Here is an 18,119-nt window from a genome sequence, read left to right on the forward strand (position 1 = left end):
TTACCTCTCATCTCCGGCCGGCCATGCAAAAATAGCAATCGTTCCTGGCCCTACATGGGTTCCAATCACAGCGCCAATTTCAGTATATATTCGCTCTCCCAGCTCAAAGTGTTCTGCCAGCTGCGCCTCGAATGCTTCTGCTGTCGAGCGATCTGCCGTATGGCCCACAGCAATATTAATTTTTTGGCCTTTTAAATCCCGCTCCAGCAGTTCAATGATTCGTGCTGTCGCTTTTTTATGTCCTCTCGCCTTATCGACCGAATAAATAATGCCTTCCTTGTCAAGCGAAAGAATCGGCTTAATGTTAAGCAGCGTACCGACCATAGCCGCTGCCTTGCCAATACGTCCGCCTTTTTGCAAGTATTCCAGCGTATCCACCAGGAAATACAAACAACGACGCTCACTACGACGTTCCAAAGCCTGAACAATATCAGCCGGGGACTGCCCGGCAGCCGCCAGCTCTGCGGCATAGACCACAAGCATACCGTATCCGTATGAAGCTGATTTGGAATCCACTACGGTCACTCTATCTTCATGCTTCTCCAGCATGGATTTGCCCAGCAGAGCGGACTGATACGTTCCGCTCACGCCGGAGGACAAATGGATAGAAACAATCCGGCTTTCAGGATGTTGTTCCAGCAGCGTCGTATAAGCCTCTAAAAAACGGGCTGGTGAAGGCTGTGATGTTGTAGGCAGTTCATCAGCCTTCACCAGTTCGCTGTAAAACTGCGCCGCTGACATTTCAATACCATCCAGGTATGCCGTGCTGCCGAACATGACCGTCAGCGGTACAACGACTATACCGAGACGGTCTGCCAACTCCTGTGGAATATCAGCTGTGCTATCCGTCACAATGATCGTACTGCTCATCAGTCAGACCTCCTTTTGGGTGGTGGCTTCGATAGGCGCTCTACAGCCCATCAGCTTTCCACCGAGAACAAATAAGGATAGATCGGCTGACCACCTTCATGAACTTCTACTTCAGCATCCGAATAATGCTCTTCAAGCCATGCTACGAGCTGATCTGTATCTTCTTGCTTCGCGTCCGAACCTGTAAGAATCGTAACAATTTCATCGCCACTCACCAGCATTTTCGTCAGCAACAGACGGGACGTTGCGATTAAGTGCTCCTCGGTCGCCACAATTTTGGAATCCTGAATGCCGATATAATGGCCCGCCATAATGTGCAAATCGTCAAGCGTCGTATCCCGCACCGCATGGGTCACCTGTCCGGATTTCACACGGCTGACCGCTTCTTGCATATTGTCTTGATTGGCCTCAAAGGCTTCTTCCTCCTGAAAAGCAAATGCCGCCGCAATCCCCTGAGGGATCGTTTTACTTGGAATAACCGACACCAAGCGTTCCATTTCCAGTAGTTCACGTGCTTGCTCTGCCGCCAGGATAATATTGGAATTATTCGGCAGAATAAAAATATGTTGAGCCGCAATCGAGCGTGCCGCGTTGACAAAATCCTCTGTACTCGGATTCATGGTTTGACCGCCGGAAAGTACCACATCGACGCCCAGGCTTTTGAAAATATCAGCAATTCCTTCACCAGAAGCCACAGCGATAAAACCAAAGGGGGCCAGTTCATGAGCCGGAGGCACTGATGGCTCCTCCTCACGTACAGGCTCTGCTGGTATTTCAGCAAACCACTCAGGCTCAGGAGCACCATCCATACCCGCAGACAACAAATCACGATGCTGCTCGCGCATATTCAGAATACGAATCTGCGTGATTTCTCCGTAACGCAGGGCCAGGTTCAGCACTTCGCCCGGAGCCTTGGAATGCACATGAACCTTAATCACATCATCGTCTGAAATAACGATAATAGAATCACCATCTACTGATAATGCTTTCCGGAAGGCTTCCTCATCAAAGGCCGTACCTTGCGCTTCGCCCAATTTCCGATTGATGAAAAATTCCATATCATACAAAAATTCGATATTATTAGTTTCAAGCTTCGCTTGCGCAGAAATCGGCGCATCCGGGGAAGGCGCAACAACCGTAGCCGTAGGTCTCTCTGCTACTTGAGGAGCAAAAGCAGGGCGAGCCTTATCGCCTTTTGCAGCTGTAGCTGTCACCAGACCGCTTTCGAGATACTGCATAAATCCTTCATAAATATACACAAGTCCTTGTCCACCCGAGTCCACTACTCCCACTTGCTTCAGTACCGGGAGCATGTCCTGTGTCATGGCAAGTGTATCCTTCGCTTTAGCAAGCACTTCTTCCATTAGTTCCGTGATGTCGTTCGTCCGGCGCGAGAAAAACACAGCATGTTTGGCTGCTTCTTTCGCCACGGTAAGAATTGTACCCTCCACCGGCTTAACCACCGCCTTGTAGGCCGCATCCACCCCGCTCTGCAATGCCGATGCGAACTGAAGGGTATTCAATTCCTCGTATGGGGCAGCGTAACGGCTGAAGCCACGAAACAACTGGGACAGGATAACCCCTGAATTGCCGCGGGCTCCCATCAGCAAACCTTTGGATAATATGCCGGACATGACACCAATAGAGGAAGAATTCCCCCTCTTTAATTCCGTTACGCCCGCGCTCATCGTCAAATTCATATTGGTACCTGTGTCACCGTCCGGTACTGGAAATACATTTAGTGAATTGACGTGTTCCGCATGCTGCTGTAATTGTTCCGCCCCGGCTAAAACCATTGCGGTAAAATCTGTTCCATTCAAAGAACGATTACTCAAGAGAATTCCCCTTCCTAGCTTAATACACTTGTTTTACAATCAACCTTACACACCCTTGTTAAAAGGTTCAATTGAATTATACTAAAGCCAGACGACGAATACGAATGTCATACTTTCGTGAGCTTATCGTACGCATGGTCCGGGTCGTCCTTCCACAGGTCATATATATGAAAAACCAGTCAACCGCCCAACAATAAACCATCGGCAGGAATGATAACTATGGTTATGGTTTCCGCCTCTGATCTGTCCGGCATGACTGGAGTAACAATTTACATTGCAATATATACAAGAATAATCGGAGCAATAACTATCCCATATTGTACTATAATGCGAAAGAGAAATAAATAAAGTTTTTGAAGCAGTTGACGGAGCTTTTTTGACTATGATATTATATAAAAGTATTGTTTTGTTCAGGTTAGTGACTTACAAAGTCCGGCTGACCCAGTCGGCCTGAAGAGCGACCTGTTCCATACGGAACTTGGTTATTTTCAGAATAGGAGGTGGAATCATGTCTCGTAAATGTTCTGTAACAGGCAAAAAGCCTAGCAGCGGTAACCACGTATCTCACGCTAACAACCGTAATCGCCGTACTTGGGGCGTCAACGTACAAAAAGTTCGCATTCTCGTTAACGGTAAACCGAAACGTGTTTATGTCAGCACTCGTGCATTGAAAGCCGGTAAAGTGACTCGTGTGTAGTCGTAAAAAAATAATGTTATAAACAAAAGGCACCTCGTTTTAAACGGGTGCTTTTTTGATTATTCGAAATGTAGTATCCAACTGTTCCAGGAGGACAAAATGTCAGGCACCTTCCCGCGCGTTTCTGCCGTTATTTCCGAGCTGCCGAGCCGTTGTGCCCGGGAAGCATGCCCTGTGTACCTCTGGTTTTCATTCTGCAACCTGTGTTTACCTTACGTGAAATTCAGTTTTTCTGGAATGTATTCAAAATGGCTTTGACGAATCCACCCAGAAATTTTGGCAGCTTGATCGTATAAAACTTCATGCTTCACCCTCCCCATCATCCTCCTGCATCCGTTCTCTGTAGTTTATGCAACCTATCAAAGGTTGTTGCCCCACAAGACACAAAAAATGGCTACATGAGAATCCCGCTCATGTAACCATATTTATGCACAACCACCCCAGGCTATACCATCAGACAAGTCCGCGAACATACAGATATGCCGTCACCATGCTCGCTACGGTCATCCATAACGCCTCAGTTAGCTTCATTAGGACAAACGAGCCGCACTGTCTCGAATAGACGCAATAGCTGCTCCACGGTCTGCTCTGCCGAACACCGCACTGCCTGCCACCAGAACATCAGCCCCGGCTTCAAATACAACTGGTGCCGTCTCCTCCGCAATACCTCCGTCTACTTCGATATGTACATCTGGACGTCCCATTTCCTTCAACCAAGCGCGGATCTGTCTGATTTTATCCACCGTCTCCGGAATGAAGGATTGACCTCCAAAACCAGGATTGACGGTCATGACTAGAACCATATCCACGTTGGGCAGTACTTCCTTGATCGCATATGGTGAAGTACCTGGATTGAGAGCTACTCCTGCCAGCGCACCTTGCTGTTTTATCATATGAATGACTCCATGCAAATGAACACAGGCCTCAGCGTGAACAGTGACAATATTGGCCCCTGCCTTTACAAAATCAGCAATATAACGTTCAGGATGCTCAATCATCAGGTGAACATCCAGAGGAAGAGTCGTATGCGGACGAATAGCCTGCACGATAGGCGGGCCCAGTGTAATGTTGGATACAAAATGCCCATCCATTACATCCACATGAATCCAATCTGCTCCCATTGCCTCGGCTTCCGCAACTTCACTGCCCAAACGGGCGAAATCAGCGGATAAAATCGACGGTGCTATTTTTAACATATGCTCAATACCTCCGCTTTTTATCTTTTAGTTCCTGGTAAAATTGTAAGTAACTATCATACCGCCCTTGCGATATATCTCCATCTTCCACAGCCGTTCTTACTTTACAGCCGGGCTCGTGAATATGGGTGCAGCCACGAAATTTACAACCCTCTGCATACTGCTGGAATTCACGAAAACAGGGAGATAACTCATCCACACCCAACTCCAAAAAATCCAGTTGGCTAAAACCCGGTGTATCAGCTACAAAGCCGCCATTGTCCAGAGGGATCAGCTCCACATGGCGAGTTGTATGTTTTCCTCGCCCAAGCTTATTGCTAATAGCACTCGTCTCCAGCGTTAGCCCCGGCTGCAACGCATTAAGCATGGAAGACTTCCCTACACCTGACTGCCCGGAGAACACGCTAATTTGACCAGCCAGCAGCTTCTTAAGCTCAGCCGTACCTTCCCCGGTACGGGCGCTGGTGACCAGCACCTCATAACCGATCTTTCGATATATTTCCTGAACAGCCAGAACCGTATCATCCTCCGAAGGACTGCCTTCATACAAATCGCGCTTGGTCAGGCAGATAATTGTATCCAGTCCGGCGTGCTCAATATGCACCAAAAATTTATCCAACAGCGGCAGATTCAAGTCCGGCTCACGCAGGGAAAACAACAGCACGGCAAGCGTGGTATTAGCCACCGGAGGGCGAATAAGCTCCGTCACACGCTTTCTAACTTCTGTGACCATACCTTCCCCGTTCTCAGTCAGTTCGTAAACAACCTGATCGCCGACAAGAGGCGTAATCTCTTTTTTCTTAAAAATGCCGCGTGCTCTGCATTGTACTGTAGCTTCGCCGGATACCGGCCGCCCATCCTGATCCAGGCTGGAGACATAATAATATCCGCTGAGTGCCTTGACGATCAGACCTTCAGGCATGTGTAAGACGTCCTCCTTCATAATGCTTAAGTTTCATTGCTTGTAACAGGGCAAGCGCCTTCCTCCGGCAAGTTTACTGATGCTGCACAGCCTCAATTACTTTCTCTTTCTTTTTATGGGAACCTTTTTTCTTATCCGAGCTGTTATTAAGGCTAACCGCCAACTTACTGCCGGTTACTCCGGTAGATCCTGTTCCAGGAGCAAAGGCAGAAGGCTCTCCATTTTCCCCTGTACCATCCGGATTGTTGGGATCGCCTCCGTTATCATTAGAAGATTCTCCGTTATTCCCTTCCCCACCACTTCCACTGCCATCCTGCGAAGAATTGCCACCAGAAGTATCCGTTGGTGTCGTTCCGGCAGGGGGAGCAATTTGAGGCATCGTGACCGTTCCATTTTTCGCATCAATATAAGAAACAGGATACGTATCGACAAAGGCACCGTCTCTAAATACGGAGACAACACTGTCCTTGTTTGGAGCCATTAGCAAATTAATAGTGAATACCTGTGTCGTATTAATCGTACGGCTTCCCCACTCCTGATTTTCTCCACGCGCATCCGTATAAGTGATACGAATTTTGCTATTTTTGCCCTCTTCCTTCGGTGCAACAGGCACATTGAATGGCAGCATAATCGCTTCTGGCGGGTAACCAGTGCTTACATAAATCGTAATTTCCGTATTTGGAGGCAAATCACTGCCTGCCTCTGACGGCCATTGTTTGGTTACTTTACCTTTTTCCTGCTCATAGCTATATTCCTCTTTGATCGAGCCAACCTTCAGCCCTTTCTTTTTAACCTCATTTTCAGCTTCGTTCTGCGTCATCCCCACCAAATTTGGCATTTTCACCGTATTCGCACCTTTGCTGACTGTAAGGACTACTTGAACCGAATCCTTATCAAAAGGCTCATTTGCAGCTGGCGTCTGACTGAGGACGGTTCCTGCGGCCTGATCACTGAACTGCTCATTTTGCTGAATCTGCGTCTCTTTAATTTGCTGGGCGGTCAGCAGCTTAACTGCATTCTCATAGCTTTGACCCTTAACATCCGGCATTGGAGTAAGCGGCTTGGCAATTCCGACTTTCAGTTCAATAATCGTCCCTTTTTTGACCACCGTTTTCTCTGGATAGCTCTGATAAAATACAACTCCTGGCGCAACCCCTTCCTTATACTCATGCTGAATCGGGGTCTGAATGGACAATCCTGCCTGACTAATCAGTAGTTTGGCCTGATCCTCTGTCTTGGTCACTACATTTGGCACTTCAACATCAGGCACGACCAGCATACTTTGCACATAGTACACCACACCACCCATGCAAAGCAGCAGCAAGAGCACGATCGATATCCACAGGATTGCCTTCTTCTTTCCTTTTTTGGATGATTGCTTGCTTGGAAGCCGTTCGGATTCACGAGGTTGAACAGGCACATCGTCCCCACTGGAAGACATCCCCATTTGTTGAGGCTTGATCGCCGGAATAACCCGTGTTTGATCCTCATCATCCAAATGTGCAAACTCCAGCTTGGATTCATTGCGACGTCCCGGCAGTAGGCAGGTCTCCAAATCTCGTAGCATTTCGTCTGCCGACTGATAGCGTTCCTCCGGATTTTTGCGCATAGATTTTAGGATGACATTTTCCACGCTTTGCGGAATCAGCGGATTAATTTTGCGCGGTTCCTCAAATTCCTCTTGCAAATGCTTGAGCGCTACACTGATTGGGCTTTCTCCCAGAAAAGGAAGCTGTGCCGTCAGCATTTGATATAACACAATACCTAAAGAATATAAGTCCGATTTCTCGCCAGTGACGACACCTTTTGCATGCTCAGGTGAAAAATAGTGAACAGAACCGACAACAGAACCCGTCTGAGTTATGGTCGTTGACGTAACAGCTCTGGCAATCCCGAAATCGGTTACCTTAACCCGCCCATTACGTCCAATCAATATATTATGGGGCTTGATGTCCCGGTGAATAATCTGATTTTGGTGCGCGTGCTCCAGCGCATCACAAATCTGGGAAGCGATCCGCACGGCTTCATCTACCTGCAACGGCGCACGTTCTTTAATAATCTCATTTAAATTTTTACCTTCGACGTACTCCATGACAATATAATGGATTTCATCCTCTTGGCCGACATCATAAATACTGACCACATTCGAATGGGACAGCGAGGCCGCAGACTGTGCCTCACGCCGGAAACGGCGAATAAATTCCTCATCATGAACAAATTGCTGACGCAGCACTTTAACCGCTACATTGCGATTCAGCAAAATGTCTTGAGCCTTATACACCAGCGCCATACCACCGCCACCGATGCGCTCTATAATTTCGTATCTTCCCCCTAGCAGGTGCCCGATCATGCGTCACACCCCTTTTCACTCAATGAAACCGTATCGTCGGGCAATTCAAACAAAGCTACCGTGATATTATCGTCTCCTCCGGCAAGCAACGCCAAATGTAGCAGACGATCCGCCCGTTCCTCCAAAGGATTGTCTGCGGCACCTACTACCTTGCTGATTTGCTCATCCGTCACCAGATTGCTTAGTCCGTCACTGCACAGCAACAGCACATCACCTTTGCCCAGCGTAATAGAGTCAATATCGACTTTCACCTCGGCATCAGTGCCCAGCGCACGTGTCAGCACATTGCGACGGGGATGGTTCTCCCGCTCTTCCTTGCTGATCTGACCGTTTTTGAATAGCTCATTAACCAGAGTATGGTCTTCTGTAAGCTGACGTACCGTCCCTTTGGATATCACATAGGCCCGGCTGTCCCCGATATGTCCGATAATTCCGGAAGCATCGTTTAGTAAAACAGCCACCACTGTCGTTCCCATATTATGATACTTCTCATCGCGTGCAGCTGTCTGGAAGATAACTTCATTCGCATGCAAAATAGCGTCGCTGAGCGCCGCGGTCAAAGAATGTGCAGATAATCCGCTCTCCAGTGTCGCCAAATCAGCGGCAAGTGTCTCAACCGCGAGGCGGCTGGCCGTATCACCGGCCAAGTGCCCCCCCATCCCATCAGCAACAATACCAAGAATATACCCTTGCTCCAAATGCCTGATCCAGGCAGAATCCTCATTCACCGAACGTACACGCCCGACATGGCTGACATGAACTGTTTTGATCAAATGGTTTCACCCCAACTCCATATGCTTTGCACGCAACTGACCACAGGCAGCGGCGATATCGTGACCCTGTTCACGCCGGATCGTCACATTGATGCCTTTATCGGCAAGAATACGCTGGAAATTGAAAATATCACTGCGGGATGTGCGTACATACTTACGCTCAGGCACATGGTTGACCGGAATCAAATTGACGTGGCACAACATGTCCTTCAGCACATCCGCCAGCTCTTCTGCATGCTCTGCCTGGTCGTTTACTCCACCAATCAGGGCATATTCAAACGAAATTCTCCGTCCTGTTTTGGCAAGATAGTAACGAAGCGCGTCCATAACATCGTTAAAAGGATAGCGACGATTAACAGGCATCAGCTTTGAACGAAGCGCATCATTAGGGGCATGGATGGAAATTGCCAGATTAATCTGGGTATCCTCGTCTGCAAATTTATAAATATTCGGTACAATACCACTGGTCGATACCGTGATATGGCGTTGACCAATATTCAGACCCTTTTCATGAATCATTGTGCGCAAAAACGTCATGGTCGCTTCATAGTTTTCAAAAGGCTCGCCCGAGCCCATAATCACGATGCTGCTCACTCGTTCATTTGTTTTATCCAAAATTTTCTGTGCTTGCACAACCTGTGCTGTAATTTCACCGGCCGTCAGGTTCCGTTTGAGGCCCCCTAGCGTCGAAGCACAAAAAGTACATCCAATCCGACAGCCCACCTGAGTCGTTACACAAATACTGTTTCCGTAGTTGTGTCTCATAATAACCGTCTCAATGGCATGATCATCGTGCAAACCGAACAGGAATTTCACCGTACCGTCCTTCGATTCCAGCTTTGTAATTTCATGAAGTGTCACAAAGCTGAATTGCTCTGCAAGCTTATCTCTCAATCCCTTGGACAAATTCGTCATCTCACTGAAATCATTGACCCGCTTCACATACAGCCAGTCAAAAATTTGTCCTCCACGAAAAGCGGGCTCGCCATTATTCTTGGCCCATTCCTGAAGCTCCTCCAGAGTTAAATCATATATAAAAGGTTTCATCAATGTTTGCACCCGTTCCTTCTTCATTAAGTTCTGTTTGCTCTTAGACAGTGTTTTCATTCTTCCTATTTTAGCACAAATCCCTGAGGGAATAAAAATTTTTCATCATCATGCAAAAAACCGCCGGAAAGATCCGGCGGAATGTGGAAATACTGGTGGGCGAATGCCTGGAATACTTTTCCGAACTATTTTATCCGGCGCAAACGCGCGATATAAAATCCGTCACTGTGGAAATGCTGTGGCAACAGCTGCAACGAACCACGTTGAGCATCCTTCGCATCGTGACTCACGTCCGGGAAAGAATGTCCTTCAGCCCATTCATATTCGGGGTGCTCGCTTAAAAACCGGGTCAATTGTCCTTCGTTTTCGTCAGGCTCAATCGTACATGTGCTGTAAACCAGAATACCGCCCGGCTTCAAGAGTCCAGCTACACTGTCCAACAGCTCATGCTGAAGCTGTGTAATGTCGCGCACATCCTGCTCCGTTTTACTCCAGCGCAAATCCGGCTTACGGCGAATGACTCCAAAACCGGAGCATGGCGCATCAAGCAAAATACGGTCAAAAGAAGCCGGAGCATAACGTTCTTTCAGCTCCAGCGCATCGCCGGTAACCGTCTCCACGGCCTCCAGCCCCAGCCGATCAGCCTGTTCCTGAATTAAATGATGCTTATGGGCATGCAGATCGTTCGCGATAATCCGGCCTTGGTCCTTCATCAGTTCAGCCATATGAGCTGTTTTGCCGCCCGGAGCGGCACAGCAATCCAGTACCAGCATGCCAGGCTCAGGTTCGACTGCTTCGGCAACGAGCATGGAGCTTTCATCCTGAACGGACAACAAACCATCCGTATACCAGGAGGTAAGCGCCATGTTGCCACCACTGCGAACGACAATCCCGTAAGGGCTAACTGCCGAAGGAACGGCATCCATCCCTTTTGCCAGCATCTCGTCCAATAACCGATCACGGCTGATCATTGTCGTGTTTACCCGTACGCTGACCGCAGGAGGCTCATTATTAGCCTGACAGATAGCTTCCGCTGTATCTACACCATATTGCTTAATCCAGCGCTTAACCAGCCATTGTGGATGGGAATGTTCTAACGAAATCCGCTCCTCAGCTGGCAATCCCTCAGGAATGTGCAGCTTGTCCGGCTCACGCAGCATGCTGCGCAGCACACCATTGACCATCCCCGAAATTCCCTGATGCCCGCGCCGTTTGGCAATGGTCACAGCTTCACTAACGACAGCATGATCCGGGATACGATCCAGGTACACAATCTGGTACACACTCATCCGCAGTAGTGAACGTACCCAAGCCTGAAGCTTGGCCGTTCCTTTTTGAACAAATTTGTTCAAATAATAATCCAGTGTATTACGGCGTGCGACTGTGCCGTACACAAGTTCTGTCGCCAAGCCGGCATCACTTGCAGACAAGTCTGCTTGCTGAAGCCGACGATTTAATTCGAGGTTGCTATATGCGCCCTCTTGCTCAACCCCGGTCAACACATCAAGTGCAACTTCCCGCGCCGTTTGTTTGCGAGTCCTGCCAGCTCTGGCAGCAGCTTCCTTGCCTTGATCTCCCTGACGGGAGTGTCGCCCGCTCACACGAGCACCGTGCCTGGCTTCATTTGTCCGCCGCGTGCAAAATTCCCGGCTTCCATAACCTTCTTGCCAGCCGGCTGAACCTGTGTCAGCCAGATCGTACCGCTGCCTGTCTGTACTTCAATGCCTCGGGCATTCAATTGAAGAACCGTTCCGGGCGCTGGTGTATTGGAGCCATCCGCTTCATTACCTATCGAAGCCCCTTCAGTGGAAGGCTGCTCAGCAGCCCACACTTTAAAAACATTTTCTTCCCACAGCGTAAATGCGCCGGAAAAGGGAACAAGCCCGCGAATCCGGTTGTATATTTGCTGTGCACTGTCACCCCACGGAATACGCTCATCGTCGCGGTTCAGGTTTGGGGCATAGGTAGCCTCTTCCTCGTTTTGCGGTGTGCGCTCCGATTGTCCTGCCAGCAGCTTCGGCAGCTCGCCCTGTAAAAGCTTCGCTCCGGCCACGCTTAGCTTCTCGAAGATCGTACCGGACGTATCCTCCGGCTTAATAGCTACCTCAATCCGTGATATCATATCGCCGGTATCCAGTCCTTCCGCCATATACATCAGTGTCACGCCCGTAACGGTTTCACCGTTAATGATTGCACGCTGAATCGGCGCTCCTCCCCGATAACGGGGAAGCAGCGAACCATGCACGTTCAGGCAGCCGAAACGGGGCAGGTCCAATACGGACTTAGGCAAAATTTGCCCATAAGCTGCGGTTACGATCAGATCCGGACGCAGCTCCGCCACCTGAGCCACCGCTTCCGGCTGACGCAGGCGGGTCGGTTGAAGCACGGGCAATCCGCGCTTCTCCGCCGCTTCCTTGACTGGTGTAGGCATCAATATTTTTTTGCGTCCCTGCGGCTTATCTGGCTGGGTAATCACACCGACCACATTGTAGCCGTTGTCCAGCAGCATGTTCAGCGAAGGCACAGCAAACTCCGGTGTCCCCATAAAGATAATACGAATATCTTGACTCATCGAACCTCACTCCCCTGCCTGATGGTTCGGTCCTGGCTGTTCCAGAGCAACCTCATATACTTTTTCTGCAATATCCGTGAACAAAACTCCATTCAAATGATCGATTTCATGCTGAAAAGCACGAGAAAGCAATCCTGTGGCTGTAACGGTAATGGCCTTGCCCTCATGGTCCAGTCCCTTGACTGTAACTTTCTCGGCACGACGCACATCCCCGTTCAGACCTGGAATACTCAGGCAACCTTCAGGACCCAATTGCTCTCCTTCCTCTGCCACGATTTCTGGGTTGATCATTTTAATCAAGCCATGCTCATCTCCGGCATCCACGACGATCAGACGCTTCAGAATGCCTACTTGCGGAGCGGCAAGACCTACTCCCTCTGCTTCATACATTGTATCTGCCATATCGTCGAGCAGCTTCTGCACGTTAGGCGTAACTTTAGTAACCTCCTTGGCTACTTTGTGCAGTACATCATCCGGCTCCAGCACTATAATTCTAATTGACATAACAACAGAACACCTTCCTCTTTATCCTTCATTTAGACTTAATTGTATGATCACAAACGCGACTGCTATATTATCCTATGTACGGGCCCCTTGTCCGCATTAATTGTGCCGATAAGTTTTGCGCAGGCGCTCTACATTAGCATTTGCGGATCGACATCCAGACTAATCAGCAGCTTTTGGGCCTGTGCGGATTCCGCCATTTCATCAGCTACCTGCTGAGCCATACCAATCGCATCGATATTTCCACGCCATTTTATCATACATTGAAATCGGTATCTATTCTTGGTTCTCGAGATCGGTGAAGCTACAGGCCCTAAAATGTCAAGTACATCCGATGTCAGCCGATCCATATTCCCGAACCAGCCCCGTTGTCTCGCGCGCCCCTGCAGGGTTGCTGAATAGTTCTCAGCCAGCCGGACCAGTACCGGAAGCTGTTCATGGGAAAAGGTTACCAAAATAAGGCGACAATACGGTGGATAGTGCAAATTGCGGCGATGTTTCAATTCTTCCCTGACAAAAGAAGCATAATCGTGACGACTTGCGTGAATTACTGAATAATGCTCTGGAGTATAGGATTGTACGAATACTTCACCTGGCAATTGATGCCTTCCAGCACGTCCAGCTACCTGTGTTAACAGCTGGAATGTCTTTTCTGCAGCCCGAAAATCCGGTAAATTAAGAGCCGAGTCCGCAGTGATAACCCCAACCAGCGTCACATCAGGAAAATCCAGTCCTTTAGCTACCATTTGGGTACCAAGCAGCACATCGGCTTTTTTATCACGAAACTGCTTGAGCAGCTTTTCATGGGCGTTTTTTCCTGTTGTTGTATCCACATCCATTCGGACAACACGTATACCGGGAAACAGCTTTGCCAGTTCTTCTTCCACTCGCTGAGTCCCTGTGCCGAAGTAGCGAATATGCTCACTGCCACATTCCGGACAAAGCTGCGGGACAGGCTCAGAATAACCACAGTAATGGCAACGCAAATTGTTCGATCGCTGGTGATACGTAAGCGAAATATCGCAATGCGGACAGCCTGCTACATAGCCGCAGCTGCGGCACATAACGAATGTGGAATGCCCGCGCCGGTTCAGCAGCAATACCGTCTGTTCCTTACGCTCCAACCGCTCTACGATTCCTTGATGCAGCGCGCGGCTGAACATGGAGCGGTTGCCAGCACGCAGTTCCTCGCGCATATCCATGATATGCACTTCAGGCAGCGCGTTCCCCAATGCGCGGGTTGGCATTTCAAGCAGTAGCGGCGCAAATTCGTCATTGCTTTGTGAACGAGCGGCATAGTAGCTTTCCAGGGACGGTGTAGCCGATCCCAGGATGACGACAGCTCCATGCTGATGAGCTCTGTGAATAGCTACATCCCGCGCATGGTATTTGGGTGTCTCTTCCTGTTTATAGGACGTTTCGTGCTCCTCGTCCATGATAATGAGTCCAAGATCACGAAAAGGCGCAAATACTGCCGAGCGGGCGCCAATCGCCACCTTGACACGACCTTCGCGTATCTTGCGCCACTCATCGTAACGCTCCCCACCGGACAGCCTGCTGTGCATTACTGCCACCTGATCACCAAACCGCCCCTTGAAGCGCTCTACCATTTGTGGTGTTAACGATATTTCGGGTACGAGTACAATCGCCTGACGATTCTGATGGATACAGCGCTGGATTGTCTGTAAATAGACTTCCGTCTTACCGCTCCCTGTAACTCCGTGCAATAAATATGCGCCTTGCTCACGCATGTCTAGCTGGCGAATAATTCGTTCATACACCGACTGCTGCTCTGCTGTGAGAGGCAACGGCATTGTAGGCTTAAAATGTCTGCCCTGATACGGGTCGCGGAACACTTCCACATCCTCCAGGATCACATAGCCCTTATCCTCCAGCGCCTTGACCGTTGCAGCCGATACACTCAGTGAGGTCAGAACTTCCTTCAGCGGCAGAGGCAGAAACTCGCTACGTTCCAGCAAAAAAGCAAGTACCTCCCGCTGACGCTGCGCTTTGGCAGAAAATTGCTCCAATGCTGCTGAAGCCTTGTCTATACTAATAGCCAGGTCAACGGCTTTCATGGTCTTTTTACTGAGCTTGTCTTTAATAACCTGACTTTCCTGAAGCACTCCCCGGCGTAAAAGTCTTTTAATAACCTCCGCCTCCTCGGGAAAACGGCGACTGAGCTGCTGCAAAGGGACTTGCTCCTTCTCCTGAATAAAGCTGACAATCCGACGCTCCGTCGGATCGCTCATACCATCATCGGTCAGAAGAGCCCATTCGAGCTCCTCGTCCTGATCTGGCTGCACGCTACGCTGTAAATGCGTATTGGAATCTGGGTCCTGCATAGCATGAACAGGTGAGGCATTGGCATATGCATGCTGTTCAGCAATAGAAATGTAGCGCTCCGCTTTACCCTTTAACGCGGTAGGGATCATCACTTGCAGGGCCATGATTTGATTGCAGGCATAACGTTCACTCATCCATTTTCCCAGTTCTACCAGATCGGAAGATAATGGCGGTACCAAATCCAGCAACTCCTGAATCGCTCTCATCCGGTATTTAGGAGGCTCCTCGGCAGGGACTACCGAAATAACAAAAGCCTGCACCGTTCGTTTGCCGAACGGCACAGCTACCCGGCTACCCGGCTCAATCCAAGGTCTCATTGAATCCGGTATGAGATAATCGAAGGTACGATCCGTATCCTTGGCAGGTACATCGACAATGACCTTGGCAACTAAATTGCCTGTCTCCATTAATGCAACACCCCACCCATGCGTCCCGCAGCTAACGTAAGCAACTTACGCGCGACTTCTTCCTTTGACTGTACAGGAATGCGCTCTACCATCCCGCTACGGTCATAAATTTGCACAGCATTATGATCAGCGCCAAAGCCGGCACCCTCCACAGTTACATCGTTTGCCGCGATCAGGTCACAATTTTTACGTTCCAGCTTATCTATCGCATACGTCTCCAAATTTTCGGTTTCTGCTGCAAACCCAACTAAAAATTGATGCTTTTTGCTTCGTCCGAGTGATTCCAGAATATCGACGTTCTTCACTAATTCCAGAGTTATATTGCTCTCTTTCTTCTTAATCTTGGTCTGCGCCACCTCACGTGGTCGATAATCTGCAACTGCAGCAGCCATCACGACCATATCACACGCTTCCCATTGTCTTAGCACAGCATCATACATGTCTTCAGCGGACTGAACTCTTTCAAGCAAAATCCCTGAAGGCAGCTCTGCGCTGGTATTCGCAGCGATCAGATGTACCTCTGCACCCATCTCCTGAGCTACTTTTGCAATGGCAAAGCCCATCTTGCCGGAGGAATCGTTCGTAATATAACGCACCGGATCAATTCTCTCGATCGTGCCTCCAGCAGTCACAATGACTTTTCTGCCTGAAAGCAGCTTTTCATTCTCATTGCTCTTCTCGTTCACAAGCGACTCGGGCGCTTGACTTTCCGTAGATTCACCACCAAACCATCGTGGCTCAGACTTGCTTTGGCCTTTATTATCCTGCCCCTGCTGTTCAAAAAAGCGCTCTATGGTTTGCACGATCGTTTCCGGCTCTTCCAAGCGCCCTTTGCCAACATAACCACAAGCCAGTAGTCCTTCACCAGGCTCAATCATCATCACACCGCGTGATACGAGCGTTTCCATATTTTGCATGACTGCCGGATGGGTGTACATATGCACGTTCATCGCAGGCGCCACCATAATAGGGGCAGTCGTAGCCAGCAGCGTGGTAGACAGCATATCATCAGCAAGCCCATGTGCCATTTTCCCGATGATATTGGCGGTTGCCGGAGCAACCAGCACCAAATCGGCCGCATCCGCCAGATGGATATGGGATACAACGGACGGTTTTCTTTCATCAAACGTATCACTGTATACCGGATTACGAGAGAGCGACTGCAACGTAAGTTCGGTAATAAACTCTTTTGCGGAAGCTGTCATAATCACATGAACGTCGGCTCCCTTTTGCGTCAACTTACTGCACAGCGCAGCCCCTTTATAAGCGGCAATTCCGCCGGTAATACCAAGAATAATGACTTTCCCCTTCAACATCGTTAACTCCCCCTGTCCGAAAAAAATAACAACCTTGCGGTTGTCAAAGAAATTGGCATTGCGCCTGGTTATAATGATTGTCTGCAGTTCTTATTCTTCGCCGCTTTCAAGCAGAAGATGATCTGCGTAGATCTCTTCCAACGCTATTCCAACCTGTTTGTGTGATTTAGGGCTCTTCAGAGTCGTCTTCTCACCCTCGCGCAACTGTCTAGCCCGGCGTGAAGCCGCTACAACCAGCGAATATTTACTATCAACCTTTTTCATCATTTCATCAATGGAAGGATACAGCACGAATAGACACCTCTTCATGTAGTTTTGGGACTGTATAAGCTGAACTTAAGTGTACACCTTCAAGCCCAGCATATACAGTGTTATTTCTCTTTAAGTACGCCTGGCATATGTAAAGTCCTAATTTATGGATGAACCTTACAATGTTCGGCGATAATAATGGATTCTATTCGTTTACAAGCGAAATCAATCTCATCATTCACAACCGCATAATCATAGTGGCGCAACAGATTCATTTCATCCACAGCTACCGACATGCGGTGGTCGATGGTGGCCTGGGTTTCGGTCCCCCGTCCCCGAATTCTGTCCTTTAATTCATCCAGCGAAGGTGGAAGCAGGAAAATGAAAATGCCTTCAGGAAATTTCTCTTTGACCTTTAGTGCTCCCTGAACCTCAATTTCCAGAAAAATATCTTTACCCTGCGCAAGCGTCTGATCTACAAAATCACGTGGAGTACCGTAAAAATTGCCCACATACTCAGCATACTCCAGCATCTCATCCCGCTCAATCATACTTAAAAACTCGTCACGCGTTTTAAAAAAATAGTTTACTCCATCCTGTTCACCCGCACGAGGTGCTCGAGTCGTAGCAGAAACGGAGTAGGTTATTTCCGGCAACTTTTCACGCAACGCATTGCCTACCGTTCCTTTACCAACACCCGAAGGTCCGGATATTACAAATAATAATCCCTTAGCCATAGTACACTCCATTTTTATTCGTCATTATCATCATCTTTAGTGGATAGGCGATGAGCGACCGTCTCCGGCTGCACCGCAGACAGGATTACATGGTCACTGTCCGTAATAATAACAGCCCGTGTCCGGCGGCCATAAGTAGCATCAATTAACATATGACGGTCCCTGGCTTCCTGTATAATCCGCTTGATCGGAGCAGACTCCGGACTGACGATGGAGATAATTCGGTTGGCCGACACGATATTGCCGAAGCCAATATTGATCAATTTGATTGCCATATTCAGGTCTTTCCCCCTATACA

At 48.9% G+C, this 18,119-nt stretch carries 17 protein-coding genes; 1 reads left to right on the top strand and 16 read right to left on the bottom strand.

Features of this window, described 5'->3' with window-relative positions:
- Complete coding sequence (locus tag GCU48_RS00630; protein ID WP_152378710.1) at positions 1 to 870, bottom strand: DegV family protein; 870 nt, start codon at positions 868 to 870, stop codon at positions 1 to 3.
- A gap of 50 nt (positions 871 to 920) precedes the next feature.
- Positions 921 to 2,705, bottom strand: a complete 1,785-nt coding sequence (locus tag GCU48_RS00635; RefSeq protein ID WP_152378711.1) for a DAK2 domain-containing protein — start codon at positions 2,703 to 2,705, stop codon at positions 921 to 923.
- A gap of 508 nt (positions 2,706 to 3,213) precedes the next feature.
- On the opposite strand from GCU48_RS00635, the gene rpmB reads away from it, so the two are divergent.
- Positions 3,214 to 3,402 (top strand): 50S ribosomal protein L28, encoded by a 189-nt coding sequence (rpmB, locus tag GCU48_RS00640; RefSeq protein ID WP_007430992.1) that lies wholly within the window; start codon positions 3,214 to 3,216, stop codon positions 3,400 to 3,402.
- 223 nt (positions 3,403 to 3,625) lie between these two features.
- Here rpmB and spoVM read toward each other — a convergent pair whose 3' ends face one another.
- From spoVM to remA, 14 genes are all read right to left on the bottom strand, one after another.
- Positions 3,626 to 3,706 (bottom strand): stage V sporulation protein SpoVM, encoded by an 81-nt coding sequence (spoVM, locus tag GCU48_RS00645; protein ID WP_010345573.1) that lies wholly within the window; start codon positions 3,704 to 3,706, stop codon positions 3,626 to 3,628.
- Between the two features lie 226 nt (positions 3,707 to 3,932).
- Positions 3,933 to 4,598: a ribulose-phosphate 3-epimerase gene (gene rpe, locus GCU48_RS00650; protein WP_025720114.1), complete on the bottom strand. Its 666-nt coding sequence runs from the start codon at positions 4,596 to 4,598 to the stop codon at positions 3,933 to 3,935.
- Positions 4,599 to 4,602: 4 nt separating this feature from the next.
- Positions 4,603 to 5,520: a ribosome small subunit-dependent GTPase A gene (rsgA, locus tag GCU48_RS00655; protein ID WP_152378712.1), complete on the bottom strand. Its 918-nt coding sequence runs from the start codon at positions 5,518 to 5,520 to the stop codon at positions 4,603 to 4,605.
- 73 nt (positions 5,521 to 5,593) lie between these two features.
- The gene (gene pknB / locus GCU48_RS00660; RefSeq protein ID WP_152378713.1) at positions 5,594 to 7,870 is read right to left on the bottom strand and encodes a Stk1 family PASTA domain-containing Ser/Thr kinase; all 2,277 of its coding nucleotides are present in this window, start codon (positions 7,868 to 7,870) and stop codon (positions 5,594 to 5,596) included.
- On the bottom strand, positions 7,867 to 8,643 hold the full coding sequence (locus GCU48_RS00665; protein WP_025720120.1) for a Stp1/IreP family PP2C-type Ser/Thr phosphatase: 777 nt from the start codon (positions 8,641 to 8,643) through the stop codon (positions 7,867 to 7,869). Before GCU48_RS00665 ends, pknB begins: the two co-directional genes overlap by 4 nt.
- Before the next feature lie 6 nt (positions 8,644 to 8,649).
- Positions 8,650 to 9,750 carry a dual-specificity RNA methyltransferase RlmN gene (gene rlmN / locus GCU48_RS00670; RefSeq protein ID WP_167518615.1) on the bottom strand — a complete coding sequence of 367 codons (1,101 nt, stop codon included), beginning with the start codon at positions 9,748 to 9,750 and terminating at the stop codon, positions 8,650 to 8,652.
- Between the two features lie 125 nt (positions 9,751 to 9,875).
- Positions 9,876 to 11,291, bottom strand: coding sequence for a 16S rRNA (cytosine(967)-C(5))-methyltransferase RsmB (rsmB, locus tag GCU48_RS00675; protein ID WP_152378714.1), 1,416 nt, complete (start codon positions 11,289 to 11,291; stop codon positions 9,876 to 9,878).
- Entirely contained in the window at positions 11,288 to 12,262 is a 975-nt protein-coding gene (gene fmt / locus GCU48_RS00680; RefSeq protein WP_152378715.1) for a methionyl-tRNA formyltransferase, read from the bottom strand. The genes rsmB and fmt overlap by 4 nt, the downstream gene beginning before the upstream one ends.
- Before the next feature lie 6 nt (positions 12,263 to 12,268).
- The gene (def, locus tag GCU48_RS00685) at positions 12,269 to 12,766 is read right to left on the bottom strand and encodes a peptide deformylase (protein ID WP_152378716.1); all 498 of its coding nucleotides are present in this window, start codon (positions 12,764 to 12,766) and stop codon (positions 12,269 to 12,271) included.
- Positions 12,767 to 12,897: 131 nt separating this feature from the next.
- Entirely contained in the window at positions 12,898 to 15,519 is a 2,622-nt protein-coding gene (gene priA, locus GCU48_RS00690; RefSeq protein WP_152378717.1) for a primosomal protein N', read from the bottom strand.
- Complete coding sequence (coaBC, locus tag GCU48_RS00695; protein ID WP_152378718.1) at positions 15,519 to 16,835, bottom strand: bifunctional phosphopantothenoylcysteine decarboxylase/phosphopantothenate--cysteine ligase CoaBC; 1,317 nt, start codon at positions 16,833 to 16,835, stop codon at positions 15,519 to 15,521. The genes priA and coaBC overlap by 1 nt, the downstream gene beginning before the upstream one ends.
- Before the next feature lie 90 nt (positions 16,836 to 16,925).
- Positions 16,926 to 17,126, bottom strand: a complete 201-nt coding sequence (gene rpoZ / locus GCU48_RS00700; RefSeq protein WP_025720130.1) for a DNA-directed RNA polymerase subunit omega — start codon at positions 17,124 to 17,126, stop codon at positions 16,926 to 16,928.
- A 122-nt stretch (positions 17,127 to 17,248) separates the two neighbouring features.
- Positions 17,249 to 17,821, bottom strand: coding sequence for a guanylate kinase (gene gmk / locus GCU48_RS00705; protein ID WP_152378719.1), 573 nt, complete (start codon positions 17,819 to 17,821; stop codon positions 17,249 to 17,251).
- A gap of 14 nt (positions 17,822 to 17,835) precedes the next feature.
- Entirely contained in the window at positions 17,836 to 18,096 is a 261-nt protein-coding gene (gene remA / locus GCU48_RS00710) for an extracellular matrix/biofilm regulator RemA (protein ID WP_005548256.1), read from the bottom strand.
- Positions 18,097 to 18,119 lie beyond the last annotated feature (23 nt).

The organism is Paenibacillus brasilensis (assembly GCF_009363115.1).
In the GTDB taxonomy this organism is placed as follows: domain Bacteria; phylum Bacillota; class Bacilli; order Paenibacillales; family Paenibacillaceae; genus Paenibacillus; species Paenibacillus brasilensis.

Bases quoted from the DNA above. Each gene is read 5' to 3' on its own strand.
- GCU48_RS00630 (WP_152378710.1), bottom strand. From the start codon at position 870: ATGAGCAGTACGATCATTGTGACGGATAGCACAGCTGATATTCCACAG.
- rpmB (WP_007430992.1), top strand. From the start codon at position 3,214: ATGTCTCGTAAATGTTCTGTAACAGGCAAAAAGCCTAGCAGCGGTAAC.
- spoVM (WP_010345573.1), bottom strand. From the start codon at position 3,706: ATGAAGTTTTATACGATCAAGCTGCCAAAATTTCTGGGTGGATTCGTC.
- rpe (WP_025720114.1), bottom strand. From the start codon at position 4,598: ATGTTAAAAATAGCACCGTCGATTTTATCCGCTGATTTCGCCCGTTTG.
- rsgA (WP_152378712.1), bottom strand. From the start codon at position 5,520: ATGCCTGAAGGTCTGATCGTCAAGGCACTCAGCGGATATTATTATGTC.
- pknB (WP_152378713.1), bottom strand. From the start codon at position 7,870: ATGATCGGGCACCTGCTAGGGGGAAGATACGAAATTATAGAGCGCATC.
- rlmN (WP_167518615.1), bottom strand. From the start codon at position 9,750: ATGAAAACACTGTCTAAGAGCAAACAGAACTTAATGAAGAAGGAACGG.
- fmt (WP_152378715.1), bottom strand. From the start codon at position 12,262: ATGAGTCAAGATATTCGTATTATCTTTATGGGGACACCGGAGTTTGCT.
- def (WP_152378716.1), bottom strand. From the start codon at position 12,766: ATGTCAATTAGAATTATAGTGCTGGAGCCGGATGATGTACTGCACAAA.
- priA (WP_152378717.1), bottom strand. From the start codon at position 15,519: ATGGAGACAGGCAATTTAGTTGCCAAGGTCATTGTCGATGTACCTGCC.
- coaBC (WP_152378718.1), bottom strand. From the start codon at position 16,835: ATGTTGAAGGGGAAAGTCATTATTCTTGGTATTACCGGCGGAATTGCC.
- gmk (WP_152378719.1), bottom strand. From the start codon at position 17,821: ATGGCTAAGGGATTATTATTTGTAATATCCGGACCTTCGGGTGTTGGT.
- remA (WP_005548256.1), bottom strand. From the start codon at position 18,096: ATGGCAATCAAATTGATCAATATTGGCTTCGGCAATATCGTGTCGGCC.